General features: G+C 68.2%; 15 protein-coding genes. 2 read left to right on the top strand and 13 right to left on the bottom strand.

Annotated features, from left to right (window positions below; translation table 11 throughout):
- The first annotated feature begins 99 nt into the window (after positions 1-99).
- The gene (locus tag ACQFZP_RS15915) at positions 100-1182 is read left to right on the top strand and encodes a hypothetical protein (protein ID WP_211892021.1); all 1083 of its coding nucleotides are present in this window, start codon (positions 100-102) and stop codon (positions 1180-1182) included.
- 203 nt (positions 1183-1385) lie between these two features.
- On the opposite strand, the gene ACQFZP_RS15910 is transcribed toward ACQFZP_RS15915, so the two are convergent.
- From ACQFZP_RS15910 to ACQFZP_RS15855, 12 genes are all read right to left on the bottom strand, one after another.
- Positions 1386-2042, bottom strand: coding sequence for a hypothetical protein (locus ACQFZP_RS15910; RefSeq protein ID WP_211892020.1), 657 nt, complete (start codon positions 2040-2042; stop codon positions 1386-1388).
- 473 nt (positions 2043-2515) lie between these two features.
- Positions 2516-4015, bottom strand: a complete 1500-nt coding sequence (lysS, locus tag ACQFZP_RS15905; RefSeq protein WP_211892019.1) for a lysine--tRNA ligase — start codon at positions 4013-4015, stop codon at positions 2516-2518.
- Positions 4016-4145: 130 nt separating this feature from the next.
- A complete protein-coding gene (locus tag ACQFZP_RS15900; protein WP_211892018.1) occupies positions 4146-4841 on the bottom strand; it encodes a low molecular weight phosphatase family protein in 696 nt (231 codons plus the stop codon).
- Between the two features lie 61 nt (positions 4842-4902).
- Positions 4903-5730 (bottom strand): hypothetical protein, encoded by an 828-nt coding sequence (locus ACQFZP_RS15895; RefSeq protein WP_211892105.1) that lies wholly within the window; start codon positions 5728-5730, stop codon positions 4903-4905.
- A 235-nt stretch (positions 5731-5965) separates the two neighbouring features.
- Positions 5966-6745: an AraC family transcriptional regulator gene (locus tag ACQFZP_RS15890; protein ID WP_211892017.1), complete on the bottom strand. Its 780-nt coding sequence runs from the start codon at positions 6743-6745 to the stop codon at positions 5966-5968.
- Between the two features lie 142 nt (positions 6746-6887).
- Positions 6888-7742, bottom strand: coding sequence for a pantoate--beta-alanine ligase (gene panC / locus ACQFZP_RS15885; RefSeq protein ID WP_211892016.1), 855 nt, complete (start codon positions 7740-7742; stop codon positions 6888-6890).
- 28 nt (positions 7743-7770) lie between these two features.
- Positions 7771-8508 (bottom strand): Rossmann-like and DUF2520 domain-containing protein, encoded by a 738-nt coding sequence (locus ACQFZP_RS15880; RefSeq protein ID WP_211892015.1) that lies wholly within the window; start codon positions 8506-8508, stop codon positions 7771-7773.
- Entirely contained in the window at positions 8505-11081 is a 2577-nt protein-coding gene (locus ACQFZP_RS15875) for a PH domain-containing protein (protein WP_211892014.1), read from the bottom strand. Before ACQFZP_RS15875 ends, ACQFZP_RS15880 begins: the two co-directional genes overlap by 4 nt.
- Positions 11081-11566 (bottom strand): PH domain-containing protein, encoded by a 486-nt coding sequence (locus ACQFZP_RS15870; RefSeq protein ID WP_104311004.1) that lies wholly within the window; start codon positions 11564-11566, stop codon positions 11081-11083. The genes ACQFZP_RS15875 and ACQFZP_RS15870 overlap by 1 nt, the downstream gene beginning before the upstream one ends.
- 101 nt (positions 11567-11667) lie before the next feature.
- A complete protein-coding gene (locus ACQFZP_RS15865; RefSeq protein WP_211892013.1) occupies positions 11668-12246 on the bottom strand; it encodes a YdcF family protein in 579 nt (192 codons plus the stop codon).
- Between the two features lie 146 nt (positions 12247-12392).
- A complete protein-coding gene (locus ACQFZP_RS15860; protein WP_211892012.1) occupies positions 12393-13052 on the bottom strand; it encodes a hypothetical protein in 660 nt (219 codons plus the stop codon).
- Positions 13053-13337: 285 nt separating this feature from the next.
- Entirely contained in the window at positions 13338-13997 is a 660-nt protein-coding gene (locus ACQFZP_RS15855) for a hypothetical protein (protein ID WP_211892011.1), read from the bottom strand.
- A 283-nt stretch (positions 13998-14280) separates the two neighbouring features.
- On the opposite strand from ACQFZP_RS15855, the gene ACQFZP_RS15850 reads away from it, so the two are divergent.
- Positions 14281-14970, top strand: a complete 690-nt coding sequence (locus tag ACQFZP_RS15850) for a hypothetical protein (RefSeq protein WP_211892010.1) — start codon at positions 14281-14283, stop codon at positions 14968-14970.
- A gap of 83 nt (positions 14971-15053) precedes the next feature.
- Here the strand turns inward: ACQFZP_RS15850 and ACQFZP_RS15845 are convergent, their stop codons facing one another.
- A complete protein-coding gene (locus tag ACQFZP_RS15845) occupies positions 15054-15317 on the bottom strand; it encodes a hypothetical protein (protein ID WP_211892009.1) in 264 nt (87 codons plus the stop codon).
- Positions 15318-15334: the final 17 nt, after the last annotated feature.

Below are 15334 nucleotides of genomic sequence, written 5' to 3'. Positions count from 1 at the left end.
TCGGAGCGAGATGGACCAGGGGGCCGGACGCACACGCGTCCGGCCCCCTGCCTGTCAAGTCCCAGCGCGGGATGAGCGCGAACCATCATGCTGAGAGGGATGCACAGAATCGTCCGCGCCCTCCTCCCCGCCGTCACCCCATCTCGGCTCCTGCACGTCGCCAAGACGGCAGCCGCTGCGACGCTCGCCTGGTACGCCGGACACCTCGTCCCTGGAGAAGCCAATGCGTACGCCTACTACGCACCGCTCGGCGCGCTCGTCGCAAGCGTGCCCACCGTCGCCGGATCAGTGCGGTCGAGCGTGCAGGTCGTGGTGGGGGTGCTCCTCGGTGTCCTCGCATCCGGTGCGCTCGTCACCCTGGGCACCCCCGTGGCGCTCGCCGTTCCCGTCGCCGTCGGCGTCGGAACGCTGCTGGCCGGCATCCCCGCCTTCGGGGCGGGACGCGACTACATCCCGATCGCGGCCTTGTTCGTGTTCGTCGTCGGCGGCGCGAACCCGGACGGATTCTCCATCGGCTATGTCGTGCAGATGGCCGTAGGAGCCGCCATCGGCGTCGGCCTGAACCTGCTGATACCGCCGACGACCGGGACGAAGCAGGCGCTCACGGCCCTCGGCACGGTCAAGACCGCGGCTGCTGACGCCATCAAACGTGCCACCGAGCTCCCCGGTGAGGAGCTTCCCCAGGACGCACTCGATGACTGGCGCGCCTCACTCCGTCGCCTCGACACCCAGCTCACCGACGCCAAGTCCCTCGTGGGCGAAGTGCAGGACAACCTGCGAGGCAACGCGCGGCGCCTCCGGTCGAAGTTCGACAGCAACTCGGCCCAAGGCCAGCTCGACAGCCTCAGCCGCATCATCCGACACATCGCCGAACTCCAGGAGCCGTTCCTCGAGAAGTCCTGGAGCGAGGCTGAAGCGGAGTCGAGTCGAGCACTCGCCGCGGCGGGCGAGCAGATCGCGCAGCTCATCCGCGCGTGGGAGGACCCCGACGACGACCTCTCTCCGCGACTCAGCGCCGCATCCACCGCCCTCGAAGACCTGCAGCAGCTCGAGTTCGAGCACCACACCGGGTGGGACCCGCCCGCGCAACGCCGATCAGTCACGATCTACGCGCTGCGAAAGATCGTCGCCGAAGTGGAGTACCGCGTCGACGGGGAGAAGCACGCGAGTTCTGAGAGCTGACGCGATTCGATCTGCACTCCGAGGCTCACCCCTCGCAACGTCGTGGACCTCACCGAGCTCCGCCGTGGGCCTCACCGAGCTCCGCCCAGGGCGGTGTTGTGGTCGTCAAACCCGCGATTTAGCGACCACAACACCGCCTTGGGTTTCGCCGTCTGCGAGCAAGGCGGAGTTCTGGTTGCTATCCCCGCGGCGGAGGGCCGGCTTCAGGATGATCGGGCGAGCATCGCTACCCGCAGCCGCGCGAAGAGCCTGCTCGGGTCTCTGATGTCGCGTCTGGTCACCTGGATCACGATCCAACCGAGACGCTCGAGCTCACGACGCCGCTCGATGTCCTCCATCGCTTTGGCCACGGTGAAGTGGTGCTCGCCTTCGTACTCAAGCGCGATCTTCAGCGGCGGGTAGGACAGATCGATGCGCGCTACGAAGCGCCCACGATCGTAGACGCGGTGCTGCACGATCGGCTCGGCGAAGCCCGCCTCGGAGAGCACGAACCTGAGCCGCGATTCGCCGGGAGATTCACTGCCGGGTCGCACCAGCTGCAGCGCTGCACGAAGGCGAGCGACGCCCACACGCCCCGTCCAGGCCGCAGTCACCGCCCGCAGCTCGTCAAGCGTCGCGAGCGCACCCTGGTGCCGGCGCCCAGGATAGTTGTCTGCTCGCGTGAGCAACGCATCCGCTTGCACGAGCACCTCACGGAGCGCGAGAACCGCTGCCGACTGCGCCCAGGCCACGCACGGTGACAGCGCTCGGACACCGTCGACCACGCGCACGCTGTAGAGATGGCCCGCCAGCTTGAACCCCGTGACCGCGACCCCCGAGGGGACATGCCGTGGACTGCGGACCGCCACGAAGGTATGCATGCGAGATCCAATGGAGAGCGGAAGCGGGATGCCCCAGACCCGGCAGGCGGACACGCTTGCGAGGGCGACGTCCTCTGCAGCCGTGGCTGCGTATGCGAGGTCTGCTCCCAACGGCGAGGTGATTCGCTCGGGCACACGGATGCCGCGGTGCGGCCCCACGGATGTCGAAGATCTGATGTGACCCCGGCTGAGCCCTGCAGCTCGAGCGTCCGCGTATCGGAACGCACGGCCATCGAACTCGGCCGGGAGGGGCTTCTTGGGGCGCATGCTCGAAAGGTTGCTGGATGCGGCCGAACTGAGGCGAAGCGGCGCATCGGCTGTGGACTGCCACCGTCTCACAACTTCCATGTCTGCAGAGTCGGACTCGAGCGCGCGCTTCCAACGCCTAGGGCGGTGTTGTGGTCGTCAAATCTCGAGAATGACGACCACAACACCGCCCTCGGTGCTGCGGGTGCGGCGCGCGGCGCGGCGCGCTATTTCACGAGCGGAAAGAGCACCGTCTCGCGGATGCCGAGGCCCGTGATGGCCATGAGGAGGCGGTCGATGCCCATGCCCATGCCGCCGGACGGGGGCATGGCGTGTTCGAGGGCCGTGAGGAACTCCTCGTCGACGCGCATCGCCTCCACGTCGCCCTTTGCACCGAGGGCGGCTTGCTCGACGAAGCGGGCGCGCTGCTCGACGGGGTCGATGAGCTCGGAGTAGCCCGTGGCCAGCTCGAAACCGCGGACGTACAGGTCCCATTTCTCGACCACGCCGGGGATGGAGCGGTGGGATGCGGTGAGCGGCGACGTCTCGACAGGGAAGTCCATGACGAAGGTCGGGCGCGTGAGATGGTCCTTCACGAAGTGCTCCCACAGCTCTTCGACGAGCTTGCCGTGCGTGGGGTGGCTGACCTCGACTTCCACCTTCTCGGCGAGGGCGAGGAGCTCGGAGAGCGGCGTGGCTGGCGTGATCTCGACGCCGGCGGCGTCGGAAAGCGACGGGTACATGGACACGCGGTCCCAGTCGCCGCCCAGGTCGAACTCGGTGCCGTCCGTCCACGTGACGACGTGCGAACCGGAGACGGCGAGGGCGGCGTTCTGCACGAGCTCCTGCGTGAGGTCGGCGATGGAGTTGTAGTCGCCGTACGCCTGGTAGGCCTCGAGCATCGCGAACTCGGGACTGTGCGTCGAGTCGGCACCCTCGTTGCGGAAGTTGCGGTTGATCTCGAAGACGCGGTCGAGGCCGCCGACGACGGCGCGCTTCAGGTACAGCTCGGGCGCTATGCGGAGGAACAGCTCCGTGTCAAAGGCGTTCGAGTGCGTCACGAACGGGCGGGCTGCCGCGCCACCGTGCATGGTCTGCAGCATGGGCGTCTCGACCTCGAGGAACTCGTGGTTCGCGAACGTCTGGCGCAGCGACGCGTTGGTCTTCGCGCGCGCGACGACAACATCCCGGGCGACTGGGCGCTGGATGAGGTCGAGGTAGCGCTGGCGGACGCGCGTCTCCTCGCTGAGCTCACTGTGCAGGTTCGGGAGCGGGCGCACGGCCTTCGACGCCATCTTCCATTCGTCGGCCATGATGCTCAGCTCGCCGCGTCGCGAGGAGATGATCTCACCGGCCGCGAAGATGTGGTCGCCGAGGTCGACGTACTCCTTCCACAGGTCCAGCTGCTCCTGGCCGACGACCGCAAGCGACAGCATGATCTGGATGCGCGCGCCGTCGCCCGACTGGATGCTCGCGAAGCACAGCTTGCCCGTGTTGCGGAGGTGCACGATGCGTCCCGCGACTGCGGCTCGCTGGCCCGTCGAGGCGCCGTCTTCGAGCTCGGCGTGAGCGGCACGCACCTCGGCGATGGTGTGCGTGATGGGGAGCGTCAGCGGGTAGGGGGCGATGCCCGATTCGAGCATCCGCGCGCGCTTGTCGAGACGCACCTGCTTCTGCTCGGAGGCTTCCGCCTCGGAGAGTGCGTCTTGGGTGGGCGCGTCGGCCATTCGGGCTCCTTGCGGTTCGTGCGTCTGGGTGTGGATGCGTGTCCCGGGCGCGACGAACGGCGCTCGGAAACGCACTCCCCCAGTTTGGTGCACTTCGAGCCGTCGCGCGAACCGGCGGGCCTCGGCGTGGTTACGAGGCGCGCGCCCTAGCCCAGTCAACGACGCCTTCGAGGTAGGCGACGATGGTCTCGGCGGCGGGCACGAGCTCGCGTCCGGAGCGCTGGTAGGTCTCGTCGGAGCGGCGGAACGGGTCGACGACGTCGTAGTCGCTGGCGTTCTCGAGCGGGGCGATGACGCCGCGCAGCGGTGCTGCTGCGCCGACTGCGGCGGCAAGCGCTGCGGCGACGATGTCCTCGTCGGAGGCGCCGGCGGCGGCCCCGTCGCTGGCGTTGTCGAGCGCTTCGCGGCGGGAGCGGCGTGAGCCTGAACTGGCGCCTGGCGCCTCGTAGGTCTCCTCAAGGTCCTCGGCGGTGACCTGGCTGGCGATGTGGGCGAACTCGCGCAGGGTGAAGGTGCGTCGTACGACGGAGGGGGCGAGCTCGACGATGCGCTGCCGGTGGTCACGGGAGAGCGCGAGGACGAGGCCTGCGCCGCGGGCGATGTCTTCCGTGAGCTGCCTCGAGATGTGCGCTTCCGCATCCGTCACCCCGTACTGGGCCGCGAGGGCGAGGGCCTGCTGCGGCATGCCGCTGCCCACGAGGGCCCCGGTGCCGGCGCTTTCGACGGTGACTCCCGGGAGATCCTTGAGACCATCACGCAGGAGTTGCTCGGCGAGGGGCGAACGGCAGATGTTGCCCGTGCAGACCGTCAGGATGCGAAAGCTCATGTGTGTGTTCTCCCAAGGGTCGTGGAACGTTCAGCGTAGCAACGCCGCAGTCCAAGAGGCCCTACGACGTGCTGGCCGGGCAGTTGGCCACCTGTGGAGCCTGCACCCAGATGTCCGCGTTCTTGAATTGGTTGTTGGTCACGGCCATGAGCGTGAACGTGTAGGTGGCGATGACCGTGCCCGTGCTCGTGGGAGTCACGGTGCTGGTGTACGTCTGTTCGCTGGCCAGGGGCGCGAACCCGGTCTGGTAGGCGGCGGGGATGTTGCTCATCGTGGGCCCGCTTCCCCAGCCAGTGTCGCCCGCGAAGCCCTTGGCGATGGTCGTCTCCGGGATACCGGCACCGCTGATACCGATTTCGAGGTACTGGCGACCGAGGTACTCGGACCCTGCATGCACCGGGAACTGGAGCTCGAGCGGGCTGCCCGCTGTTGCTTCGAGCTGGAACGCCACCTGGAGCGTCAAGGGCTGTGCCTCGTCGGGGGCGGCGTCGCTTGGTGTCGCGACAGGCGCCGCGGCGAACCCGGAGTTGTCACGGTCGGCCATCGAGAGGAAGCCGATTGCGCCCGCGGCCGCCGGACCCGGCAGCCACCAAGCCTGTGTGGCGTGTCCGGGGTTGGTGTTGATCGGCGTCCACCCTGTGGAGTACTGTCCGTTGGCGCCGAATGGGGTACCTGCGCGGCCGTCCTCGACCAATGGGGTGCTCCCTGGGGTGACGGTCCACGTGGTCGGCGTGAACTGGCACGCCAGCGGGAGCGTGGCGGGGTCGGAGGCTGAAGCAGCCGGGGCGGCGATCGCGGCGGCGATGACGGGCGCGCTCCAAGCCGCGGTAGTGAGAACTCGGCGACGGCTGAGTGCGGGGGTGTCGGTCTGGGTGTGGGGTGCTCGCATGACTGGCTCCTGAGTGGAGGCGCGACGCATCGATATCGGGGCGACGCTCGCGCACGGGGGATGGTGGTGGCGTCGTCGCCTCCCCGAGAATGCCGCTTCCTCGTGACCCATGAGCCCGGTAACGACGTTCCTGTCGCGTTCGGTATGGCATGCGTCGGGTTGGGGACCAAGTCGGAACGGTCCAGATCGTGCTCGCGTGTTGTTCATGGCATCAGCGCCGGGTAGAGGGAGTGCGTCAGCCGGGCCGGTGAGGTGTGCCGTCTCGCGAGGGAGCGGCGAGCCCGCGGCGGACTTCGAGCGGCGCTTCACATCCGAGAGCCGACATCGCTCTGGCAAGCGCCGACCCGCCGCTGAAACCGCAGTGGCGGGCGATCTCAGCGACCGTGAGACTCTGCCGCGACGGGTCCCGCAGCAACGCGAGTGCTTTTTCGACTCGTGCTCGGCGGATCGATTGCTGCACCGTGTCTCCGCTCGCACGGTAGGCACGCTGCAGCTGTCGGAGCGAGATGCTGAGCGTGTCTGCGATGAGCGACGGCGTGCATCCCGGGTCGGACGCGTGACGTTCGATGGCCTCTTCTGCTCTGTCGCGTGTTGTGGGGGCGATGGGGACGTGGGCGAGGCCTCGAGCCTGGAGGAGAACTTCCCGCCCCATGACGCGGATCAGGCGGTCGACGGCCCTGGCTGCGGAGCCGACGACGGGCTTCTGCTCGAGGAGGAGCGCGAGGCCGTACCCGATGACGCCTGACATGAGGGGGGAGGCGATGACGGGCGTGGCGTACCCGACGGGGACGGCGGATTGCGACTGGGTGGTGTCGTCGATGAGTGCCACGAAGCTCAGGATGGTGGTGGGCGCGGTGAAGTCGAAGGCGATGGGCGTGGCCTCGTGGTGGAAGAGGGCGTCACCGGGGTGCAGCTCCCAGAGCGAGGTTCCGTCCGCTCCACTGACGGTGGTGGTGTCCCCGTCGATGAGGATCGTGACGCGCACAGTGTTCCACTGCGGATGTTGGGCGCTCACCTTGACGCGGCCTGCTGTGGCGGCAAGTCGTTCGACGTGGACTCTGTCGAAGCGTCGGGAGCGTTCGGTGGTGATCCGGCCGCGACCGGTTGTGACGTTCAGCCGAGACCACACGGCGTGCTCCGCTCCGGCGCCGTCGTCGTTAGCGGTACTCGCCGACGTACGCGCTCATGTTGTCGATGAGGCGGGTCGTGCCGACTCTGGCCGCGACGAGCACGAGTGCTTTGCCCGTGTAGGCCTCGTTGACGAGCGCGAAGGTCTCCGGGTCGACGATGGACACGTAGTCCATCTTGACGAGCTTCTCATCCATGAGGGCGCCCTGAGCCTGCGAGATCATCTCTCGGATCCCTCGGTCGCCGTTGGATGCGGCGGCGGTGAGGGCTCGGACGAGGCTGAGCGCGGCGGCACGTTCTTCGGTGGAGAGGTAGCGGTTGCGGCTGGACAGGGCGAGGCCGTCGTCTTCGCGGATGATGGGCGCGCCGACGACGTCGATGTCGAGGTTGAGGTCGCGCACGAGGCGGCGCACGAGGAACAGCTGCTGCGCGTCTTTCTCTCCAAAGACGGCGACGTTCGGGCGGACGATGTTGAAGAGCTTGGTGACCACGGTGAGGACGCCGTCGAAGTGCGCGAGGCGGTGCGCTGCTTCGAGGAGGCCGGCCGCGTATCCGCCGACGACGCGCGTCTGCTTGACGCCTTCTGGATACATGTCGTCGACGGCCGGCGCGAAGACGTAGTCGACGCCGGCTTGGTCGAGCTTGGCGAGATCGTCGTCGAAGGTGCGCGGGTAGCGTTCGAAGTCCTCGCCCGGGGCGAACTGCATGGGGTTCACGAAGACGGAGACCACGGTCTTGGTGGCGCTGCGCTTGGCGATGTCGACGAGCGAGAGGTGCCCGTCGTGGAGGGCGCCCATCGTGGGGACGAGTGCGATGGTGTCGCTTTTCGCGATCTCCCGGAGCACTTCCTTGGCTTCGGCGATCGTGGTCAGAACGTGTGGCAAGTGCCCTCCTTGGAACCGGCGGTTGCTGCTACGAGCGCGGGTCCGCCTCAGGAAGCGTACCGTCGAGCGGGTCGAGGGGAAGCGGGTTGGCGTCGCTGAGGGCGTTGTCTGCGGCTGAGCGGACAAGGCTGGACAGCATGAAGCCCGGGTTCTCGACGCCGATTCCGGTGAGCAGCTCGGTGGCCTGCTTCACGATGGAGCGGGTGAACTCGGTGGCGGTGTGGAGCGCTTCCGCGTAGGTGGGGCGGTCCTGTTCTTGGATGATGACCGGTTCGGCGCCGAGCTCGACGACGAGGGCCTGCGCGATGGGGAGCACTGGGCGCGGGGCGGTGACGGCGCACCAGGCTTCCTTGAGTCGGTGCAGGTCGAGGCTCGTGCCGGTGATCTCGATGGCGGGATGCACGGCGAGGGGAATGACGCCTCGGTCGAGAGCGGTGCCGAGCACTGCGGTGCCGCGGCCGGCGACGGTGTGCAGGACGAGCTGTCCTGCTACCCAGGCCCGCGACTCGGACAGTTCAAGCACACGCGTCTCGAGGACGGCCTCGTCGTAGGCGAGGATGACGAGCTCGCTGCGCTCAATGGCCTGACGCTGCGTGAGCTTGGGGGCGCCGGGCAGCATCGCGGATGCGCGTTCGGTGGCCTCCTCGGATTCCGTGGCGACTCCGACGAGCGCGTGTCCTGCTGCGGCGAGGGCGGTCGCGACGATGAGCCCGGTGGGCGAGTCTCCGACGAGGCCGATGCCGAGGCGCCCTTCTCGGCCGGTCACGCGCCGTCCTCCGAAGGCTGCCCGGGGTGCGGTTCTGGGCTCGGCGGCGGCACGATTCCGTTCTGGCGCTGCTCGCGCAGTTGACGGCGCGTGAGCGGCTGCGGCGCCTCGTCGCCTGCAGGTTCTGACGGCGCGGAGTCCACTGGCTTCGGCGCCTCCTCGACCGGGGGTCCTGACGGCGCGGGGCTAGCTGACTCCGGTGCGGTGGACGGGGCAGGCCCCGGCGGTGGGCTCTGGATGCGCGGTGCGCTCGGGATGCGCGGCGCTGTCCCGGCCGGCGCGGGCCCGATCGTCGCGGGGGTCTGAATCGGTGTCGGCGTTGTGTCGATCGCAGACTCTGGAGCGGCGGGCGTCGTGGCGACGGGCTCCCAGGAGACCGGCGCCCAGGCGCCGTTCGTCGGCGCGTCCGGAACGGGACCGATCTGCGAGGGCGCTGACGCTGGCGCGGGCGGCGCGGACGCGGACGCGGACGGCGCAGGCGCATCCGTCGACGGGTTTGTGGGGGAACCGAATCGCGCGGCGGCTCCTCCGGGTGCGGACCCCACGGACCCGAACTGGGCGGGGATCCGGGACAGGTCCGGGGCCGGTGCAGCGTTCTGCGCGGCCTGGGGCTGCGCGACGGGTGGCGTCGTCGTCTCCTGCAGGCCGCTCTGGGCGAGCGCGTGCTGGTACTCGCGTTCTGCTTGCAGCACGGCGGTGGTCTGGCTGTCGACGGGGATACCGCGCGCTGCCGCGTCGGCGACGCGCATGCGTGCGGTTGCGATGGCGCTGAGCGTGGCGGCTTCGCGCCACCGGTGGGAAGTGTCGAGGTTCGCGGCGCGGATGGCGACGGCGGACACGTCGTCGAAGAGTCGGACTCCGATGTTGCCGTCGACCATGCCGATGCGCGTTGTCACTCCGAGGCCGAGCACGGTGTGGGCGTGGAGGTTGACGACGTTGGCGAAGTAGCCGATGGGCCCGCGGTCGAGGCCGATGGACTGCATCCGCTCTGCGGGGACGATCGTGAGCTTGCGCGACCAGGCGCCGAAGCGCAGGTAGAGCGCGCGGTTGTCGAGGCGGAACCCGTGCCGCTTCCAGGAGAACGGGCGCATCCATGCGGCTCGTTTCGGCGCGGTGACGAAGTAGTCGTCGTTGCCCTTGCTGTACATGCCCAACTCGATGAGTCGGCGCACTTCGTCGTCGACGAGCATTGGGAGCAGCAGCGCGAGGACACGTTCGGTCTCGGCGCGGGTGCCGACGGGGAGGACGAGGTTGCGGGTGAGCGCCGCCTGGTTCTGGGATCCGTCTGAGGAGACCTGTTCGGTGCCGGCGCGGGTGATGCGCACCATCCACCAGTCGAAGGGTCGCCAGAAGAGCGGCTGCGAGACCTGCACGGCGTGGATGCGGCCAGGCGGGACCGTGTCGTTGCTGGTGGTGAGGAGCCCGCGGCCGACGCGGACGCCGTCCGGGGTGGCGGCGATGCTGTAGTTCAGCGACGGCAGGATCTGGCCGACGGTGACGGCGAAGAAGACGGCGCCGAGGGGCAGGATCGAGAAGAGGAGCCACCAGAACCCGAAGGTGAAGGTGACGATGAGGCCGGCGATGAGGGCCACGAGGATGACGATGAGCCACGGGTTGACGAGGTTGGCCACGACGAGCCGCCATGGTGGGAGTCGCACGACGGACTGCGGTGCGGCCTCGCCTGGCGCGAGTTCAGGGCTCGTGAGCTCTTCGACTCGTTGGGCGAAGAATTCGGATGCTCGTGTGCGCAGCTGCTCTGCGGTCGGCGGCTTCTGCTGTGGCTGCGACGCTGAGTCGCCCGAAGCGCCAGCGGGACCATATCCGGGCGCCGACGGGCTGCCGTCGGCTGACCCGGGTGCGCCTGGCTGCCCGGCGTGGGCGTACCCATGCGCCTGGGCTTGGCGCTCGTTGCGCTTCGCTCCGGACGCGCGCTGAAGGATTCCGGCGCGGATGCCGTCGGCGTCGCGTGTGCGCACGTAGACGAGCTGGATGTTGGCATTCTCGCCGGCGACGCCGATCTCGATCTTCGAGGCGCCGACGATGCGGGCGACGAGGGGGCGCTGGATGTTGATGTCCTGCACGCGGTCGAGTCGCGCCTGGCGGCTCTTGCGGAACAGCACGCCGGTCTGCAGTTCGATGGTCGTGTCGCTGACGCGGAACTGCGAGAAGCGCCACGACAGGTAGCTGAAGAACCCGAGGATGAGGATGACGGCCAGGATGCCGAGCGCGACCCACAACAGCCAGCCCTCGTTGCGGAGCACCATGTTGGTCGGGTCGTACTCTGCGCCGCTGTACTCGTCGAGCTGCGGGAAGAGGAAGCTCGTGATCGTCTGCCATGACTGGTTGATGAGGAAGGCACCGATGGCGATGACGAACACGCCGACGCGGAGGAGCGGCGTCAGCGGGTGGAGTCTGTGCCATTCGCCGTCGATGAGGTCGGAGCCCTGCCCGAGCGCCGGTCCGGGCGGCGGACCGGGCGTCGGACCCCCTGCCATGGCACCGTGCGGTGCACTGCCCATGGGCGGGGGTGGCCCGGGCTGCTGCCAGTTGCCTGGTGGGGTGGGCGCGCTCATCAGAGGCCAGCTCGGCGGGTCTCGGCGAGTGCGACGAGGTCGTCTCTGAGCTTCTCCGCGTCCTGCCATCCGAGGCCGGGGATCGTCACGTTCGTGACTGCGGCCGCGGTGACGACTTTGAGCGACGACAGCCCGAAGATACGGGTGAGCGGGCCGCGCTGGATGTCGACGAGCTGCAGGCGACCGTATGGGATGGCGACCATGCGGCTCCAGAAGAGGCCGCGGCGGAACACGAGGTCGTCTTGGCGCAGCTGGTAGCCGATGGCGCGCACGCGGCGCCATTCGAAGGGGATGGAGATGAGGATCACGAGGAGGCCGGCACCGGGGAACACGGCGACCCACTTCGGCACGTCGGGGATGACGAGGATCGCGATGATGCCGGCGAGCGCGATCAGGGCCCAGAAGAAGGCTCCGATGAGCTCTGACCAGATGTACTTGGGCGACACCCGGCGCCACTGCACGGTGGTGTGGTCGAGCGCGGTCATGCTGTCCCCTCGTTGCGACGTGTCGTCATGCATCTACCGTACCGAGTGCCGCCGACTTCGCGGGTGGGCGTGCCCTGACCCCGCGAGAACTGCCACGCGATTCAGCAGGTGGGCGCGACGAGGGCCTTGACGAACGCCGCTGACTGGTAGGCGTACATCCACGCCCAGTTGGAGCCTTCGATGCCCGCCCCGTCATCGATGGCCAGCACTCCCCCGCCGAGGCAGTCGGTGAAGATCATGCGGGCGCGTGAGATGTGGGTGACGTTGGTCACGATCATCACGCTCTCCCATCCCTCGGCCGCTGCGAGCCGCTCGACCATGAGGGCTTCTCCGGCGGTGGTGAAGGGTTCGGGGATGAGGCAGCGGGTGACGAGTCCAGCCTGGTCGGGTGCCGCGTCCGGTGCGCAGGCGTCGATGTTGATGGCTGCGTCGATGCCGTAGTCGTCGACGGCGATGACGATGGTGTCGCTGTAGCCCTCGGCCGCGAGCTGCTGGGCGGCGTGGATGCGCGCGTCGCGTGGCGGGCCGAGCACGACGATCGCGTCGACCTCGCTCGGTTCGTCCGTGGCGGGGAAGACGAAGAGGGGAAGACCGGCGAGTGCGACGGCCACAGCGAGCGCGACGGCCAGTCCGATGGCTGCGAGCGCGCGGTTGTTCCGTGCGCGTCGTCTGGGTTTCACTCGGTTGAGCGTACGCGAGTCGAGCGCGAGTCGCGGGGCGCGGAGGAACGGAGAAACGGAGGAAACCTGGCGCTGGGGCACGAAACACCGCAGCCCCCGCCGCAGTCGTGGACTGGGACGGGGGCTGCATCACGCGGCGGCGCCTGCTACTCGGGTGCCGTGACGTGCGTTCCCGTGAAGGTGTAGCTGTCGTTGACCGTCGTGCCGTTCGGGAAGGTCACCGTGAAGTCGTAGGTGTGCGTGTACGGCACGGTGACGGTGGTTCCGTGGGGCGGCGGGTTGACGCCCACCCCGAGCATGCTGGGTCCGATGAGCGAGTTCTCTGGCGTGATCACGTTCGGCGTCGCGTCTCCGAGCGGCTCGCGCATCTCGATGGGCGCCGATGGGAGCGAATTCGGCGTGAACGTGTAGGTGAAGGGTCCGCCGGCCGGCTCGCTCTCGGTGAGCGTCCAGTCTGAGCTCATCTCCTGCACATCCACCGCGAACGGGAATTCGTAGGTCGCGACGAAGTTCGTGACCGTTGCGGTGAGGCCCGGAACGTTGGCGCTGAAGGTCGCCCACGGGATGACGTACGTGTTGACGACCTGCACGAGGAGTCCGAACTCCTGGCTGTTGTCGGAGCCCTGGTAGGAGCCGTAGGCGATGGTCGCCCCGGATCCGGAGTGCGCCTGGTATTGAATCTGCGAGGTCGCGCCTGCTGGCGTGGCAACTGCGAGCGCGATCACCGGCGTGGCCCAGGCCGCTGCCCCGAGGACCTTGCGGCGGTCGACCGTCTTCTGCGTGTTCTGGACATCGTCAAGTGACATTGTGTTTCCCCCTTTGATGCCGACCAGGTTCGGTCGGCGCCGTCGGGGCACTGAGCTGCGCGCGGAAGACACGTGTCTCCCTCGCGTTGCGGCTGCTCTCACCGGGTCGAGTTTCCCCCTACGAACCGGTGGGCATACGGCACGTCAGCTCGTTACCCCGGGGGCAACTGTAACCGAACCGGTGCGGTCCAGCGCAGGGCAGAACTCCCCCGCTGTGCCATGCACCGCGCGGGAAGGATCTGAATCGGCATTCTGAGTTGCGCGCCGATGGCGACGGACGTGCGATCAAACGCCCCCGGTGACTCGCTCGCGGTGGAAGCTGTCCACCACGTCGCCGGTCGGCAGGTGGGCGATGAAGTCGTAGTGCTTGACGCTGGAGACCTGGAAGGGCCGCGTTCCGCCGACCGACCAGGTTCCGTCTCGGGCGATCCCGTGGAACTGTGGCGCAGCTACGGAGTTCGTCTCGTCGGCCGCCCACGGCTGCCCGGTGCTGAGGGGCCGTTCCATGTCGATGCGGCCAGCGGGCAGCGCGAGTGGGGTGAGCGTGTAGGTGTAGTAGCCGCCCACGGGCTCGGACTCGACCATGCTCCAGTCCTGGTCGACGACGTCCCAGTCGACGGCGAATGGGAGTTCATAGGTGACGGTGTAGCTCGTGAGCGTCGCCTGGAGCCCGTCGACGCTCGCCCCGAAGTAGACGACTGGGTTGTCCGGTTCTCCCTGCAGGGCGAAGGTCGGGACTCCGTCGACGGTTCCCTGCTGGTCGATATCTTCCGTCGTCAGGACGATGTGCGAGCCACTGAAGGGGCGGTACTCGACCGTCGAGGTGGCCTGAGCAGGCGCGGCGACTGCGACGGCGATGACGGGCGTGGTCCAGACGGCGGCGCCGAGCAGATCACGTCGGTTGAGGCCCGTCGAGCGCGGCGTGTTCGCTTGGGTATCGAGCATGTGTTTCCTACCCCCAGGGGACGTGGGCGAAAGCCGGGGGGCTTCGCTGTGGAACTCGGCGTCGTGCACCGGTGGTCTACTGACAGCGCAAAACTAGACGCGTTTGATCCGGTCCAGAACCCCGCATGGACTACTTCCGTGGACTATTCGGTGGTCGATTTCGCGGCATCCTTTTCGGCGTGATCGAATCCCGTCAGGGCACTTGAAAACGCACGGAGATGCGGGTGTCCGGGAACGCGAATCGGTGGCTCAGCTACGGCGTGGTCGGCAATACGATTGGCGCATGAACTCCGCGCGGGTGCCGTCCGCTCACCGCCTGCTCGATGCCGTGGACCGACGGCTTCCGCCTGCCTTGGTGTCGCATCCGCTGCTCTGGAACTGGGTCTGGTTCGTGGCGTTCGGCACCCTGACCGTGGTGGGCTGGTTTGCTGATTGGTCGACGGTGGCGTGGGTGGCGATCCTCATGGTGGGTTCGTTGCCGGCACTCTCGGCGACGGTCGCGCTGCTCCTGCACACGCCCCGCAGCCACCTTGACGCGCACGACTCCGTGTTCGGGCACTTCTTCGTGCGGTTCGTGACGCTCATCGTCGGGTTCGTGGCCTGGACCGTGTCTGTGGTCATGAGCGCCAGCCTGTCGACGCTGTTGCAGCTCATCGCTGAGAACCGCGAGGACGAGATCACGTATTCGGGTGTCCAGCTGTTCGCGGGCCTCATGTTCCCGGTCGTCTTGGCAATCTGGCTCGTCTTCCTGCTGCGGTGCGCGTGGTTCCTCTCGAAGCTGCGCGGTTGGCGCGAGCATCCGTCACAGCAGCGTTCGAGGGTTCCGGATGCGTTCCTCGCGCAGCAGCCGAGGCTGCGCGCCGTCGTGGTCGGGTTGGCGCATCCCGGGGCGCTGGTCGCGACGGCGGGGCTGTCGACGGCCGCGGTGCTCACCGAGGAGGCGCTGCGGTTGTCGCTGGAGATGTTCTTCTGAGGCGGAAGCCGGTGGTTCGTAGCCCCCAGGAGGGGTGCGAGCCGCCGTTTTCAGCGCTGCCGCAGGTCGTCGCTGAGCGTCACTCAGCCCCAGCGGAGCGGCGCTGAGGCGACCCAGGTGGGCGCGACCGTCGGGCTGCGCTTGACGTCGAGGTGGGCGTCGCAGTGGGTCCTAAGGCGAACGGCGATCTCAATCGGCACCGTCGTCTGCACGAAGTCGACGCCGTCCGTGGTTGAGCCCGCGAGCTTGGTCTCACCGCTGACTCCGGTTTGGCCGCCCGAGATCCGGAACGAGAAGCTCGTGCTTGTTGTTCCGACGGGTGCCGCGACAAGGTCCTTCCGATGCATGAGCTCCCCGGTGGTGC

The sequence above is a fragment of the Pseudoclavibacter sp. Marseille-Q434 genome (assembly GCF_050315415.1).
In the GTDB taxonomy this organism is placed as follows: domain Bacteria; phylum Actinomycetota; class Actinomycetes; order Actinomycetales; family Microbacteriaceae; genus Pseudoclavibacter.
Note: the sequence above shows the minus strand (reverse complement) of the source record. Positions and strands in the feature narration are given on the sequence as shown.

Excerpts from the sequence above, each read along its gene's own strand:
- lysS (WP_211892019.1), bottom strand. The coding sequence starts at position 4,015 with ATGGCCGACGCGCCCACCCAAGACGCACTCTCCGAGGCGGAAGCCTCC.
- ACQFZP_RS15860 (WP_211892012.1), bottom strand. The coding sequence starts at position 13,052 with ATGTCACTTGACGATGTCCAGAACACGCAGAAGACGGTCGACCGCCGC.
- ACQFZP_RS15850 (WP_211892010.1), top strand. The coding sequence starts at position 14,281 with ATGAACTCCGCGCGGGTGCCGTCCGCTCACCGCCTGCTCGATGCCGTG.
- ACQFZP_RS15910 (WP_211892020.1), bottom strand. The coding sequence starts at position 2,042 with ATGCATACCTTCGTGGCGGTCCGCAGTCCACGGCATGTCCCCTCGGGG.
- ACQFZP_RS15855 (WP_211892011.1), bottom strand. The coding sequence starts at position 13,997 with ATGCTCGATACCCAAGCGAACACGCCGCGCTCGACGGGCCTCAACCGA.
- ACQFZP_RS15845 (WP_211892009.1), bottom strand. The coding sequence starts at position 15,317 with ATGCATCGGAAGGACCTTGTCGCGGCACCCGTCGGAACAACAAGCACG.
- ACQFZP_RS15915 (WP_211892021.1), top strand. The coding sequence starts at position 100 with ATGCACAGAATCGTCCGCGCCCTCCTCCCCGCCGTCACCCCATCTCGG.
- ACQFZP_RS15870 (WP_104311004.1), bottom strand. The coding sequence starts at position 11,566 with ATGACCGCGCTCGACCACACCACCGTGCAGTGGCGCCGGGTGTCGCCC.
- ACQFZP_RS15875 (WP_211892014.1), bottom strand. The coding sequence starts at position 11,081 with ATGAGCGCGCCCACCCCACCAGGCAACTGGCAGCAGCCCGGGCCACCC.
- ACQFZP_RS15895 (WP_211892105.1), bottom strand. The coding sequence starts at position 5,730 with ATGCGAGCACCCCACACCCAGACCGACACCCCCGCACTCAGCCGTCGC.
- ACQFZP_RS15900 (WP_211892018.1), bottom strand. The coding sequence starts at position 4,841 with ATGAGCTTTCGCATCCTGACGGTCTGCACGGGCAACATCTGCCGTTCG.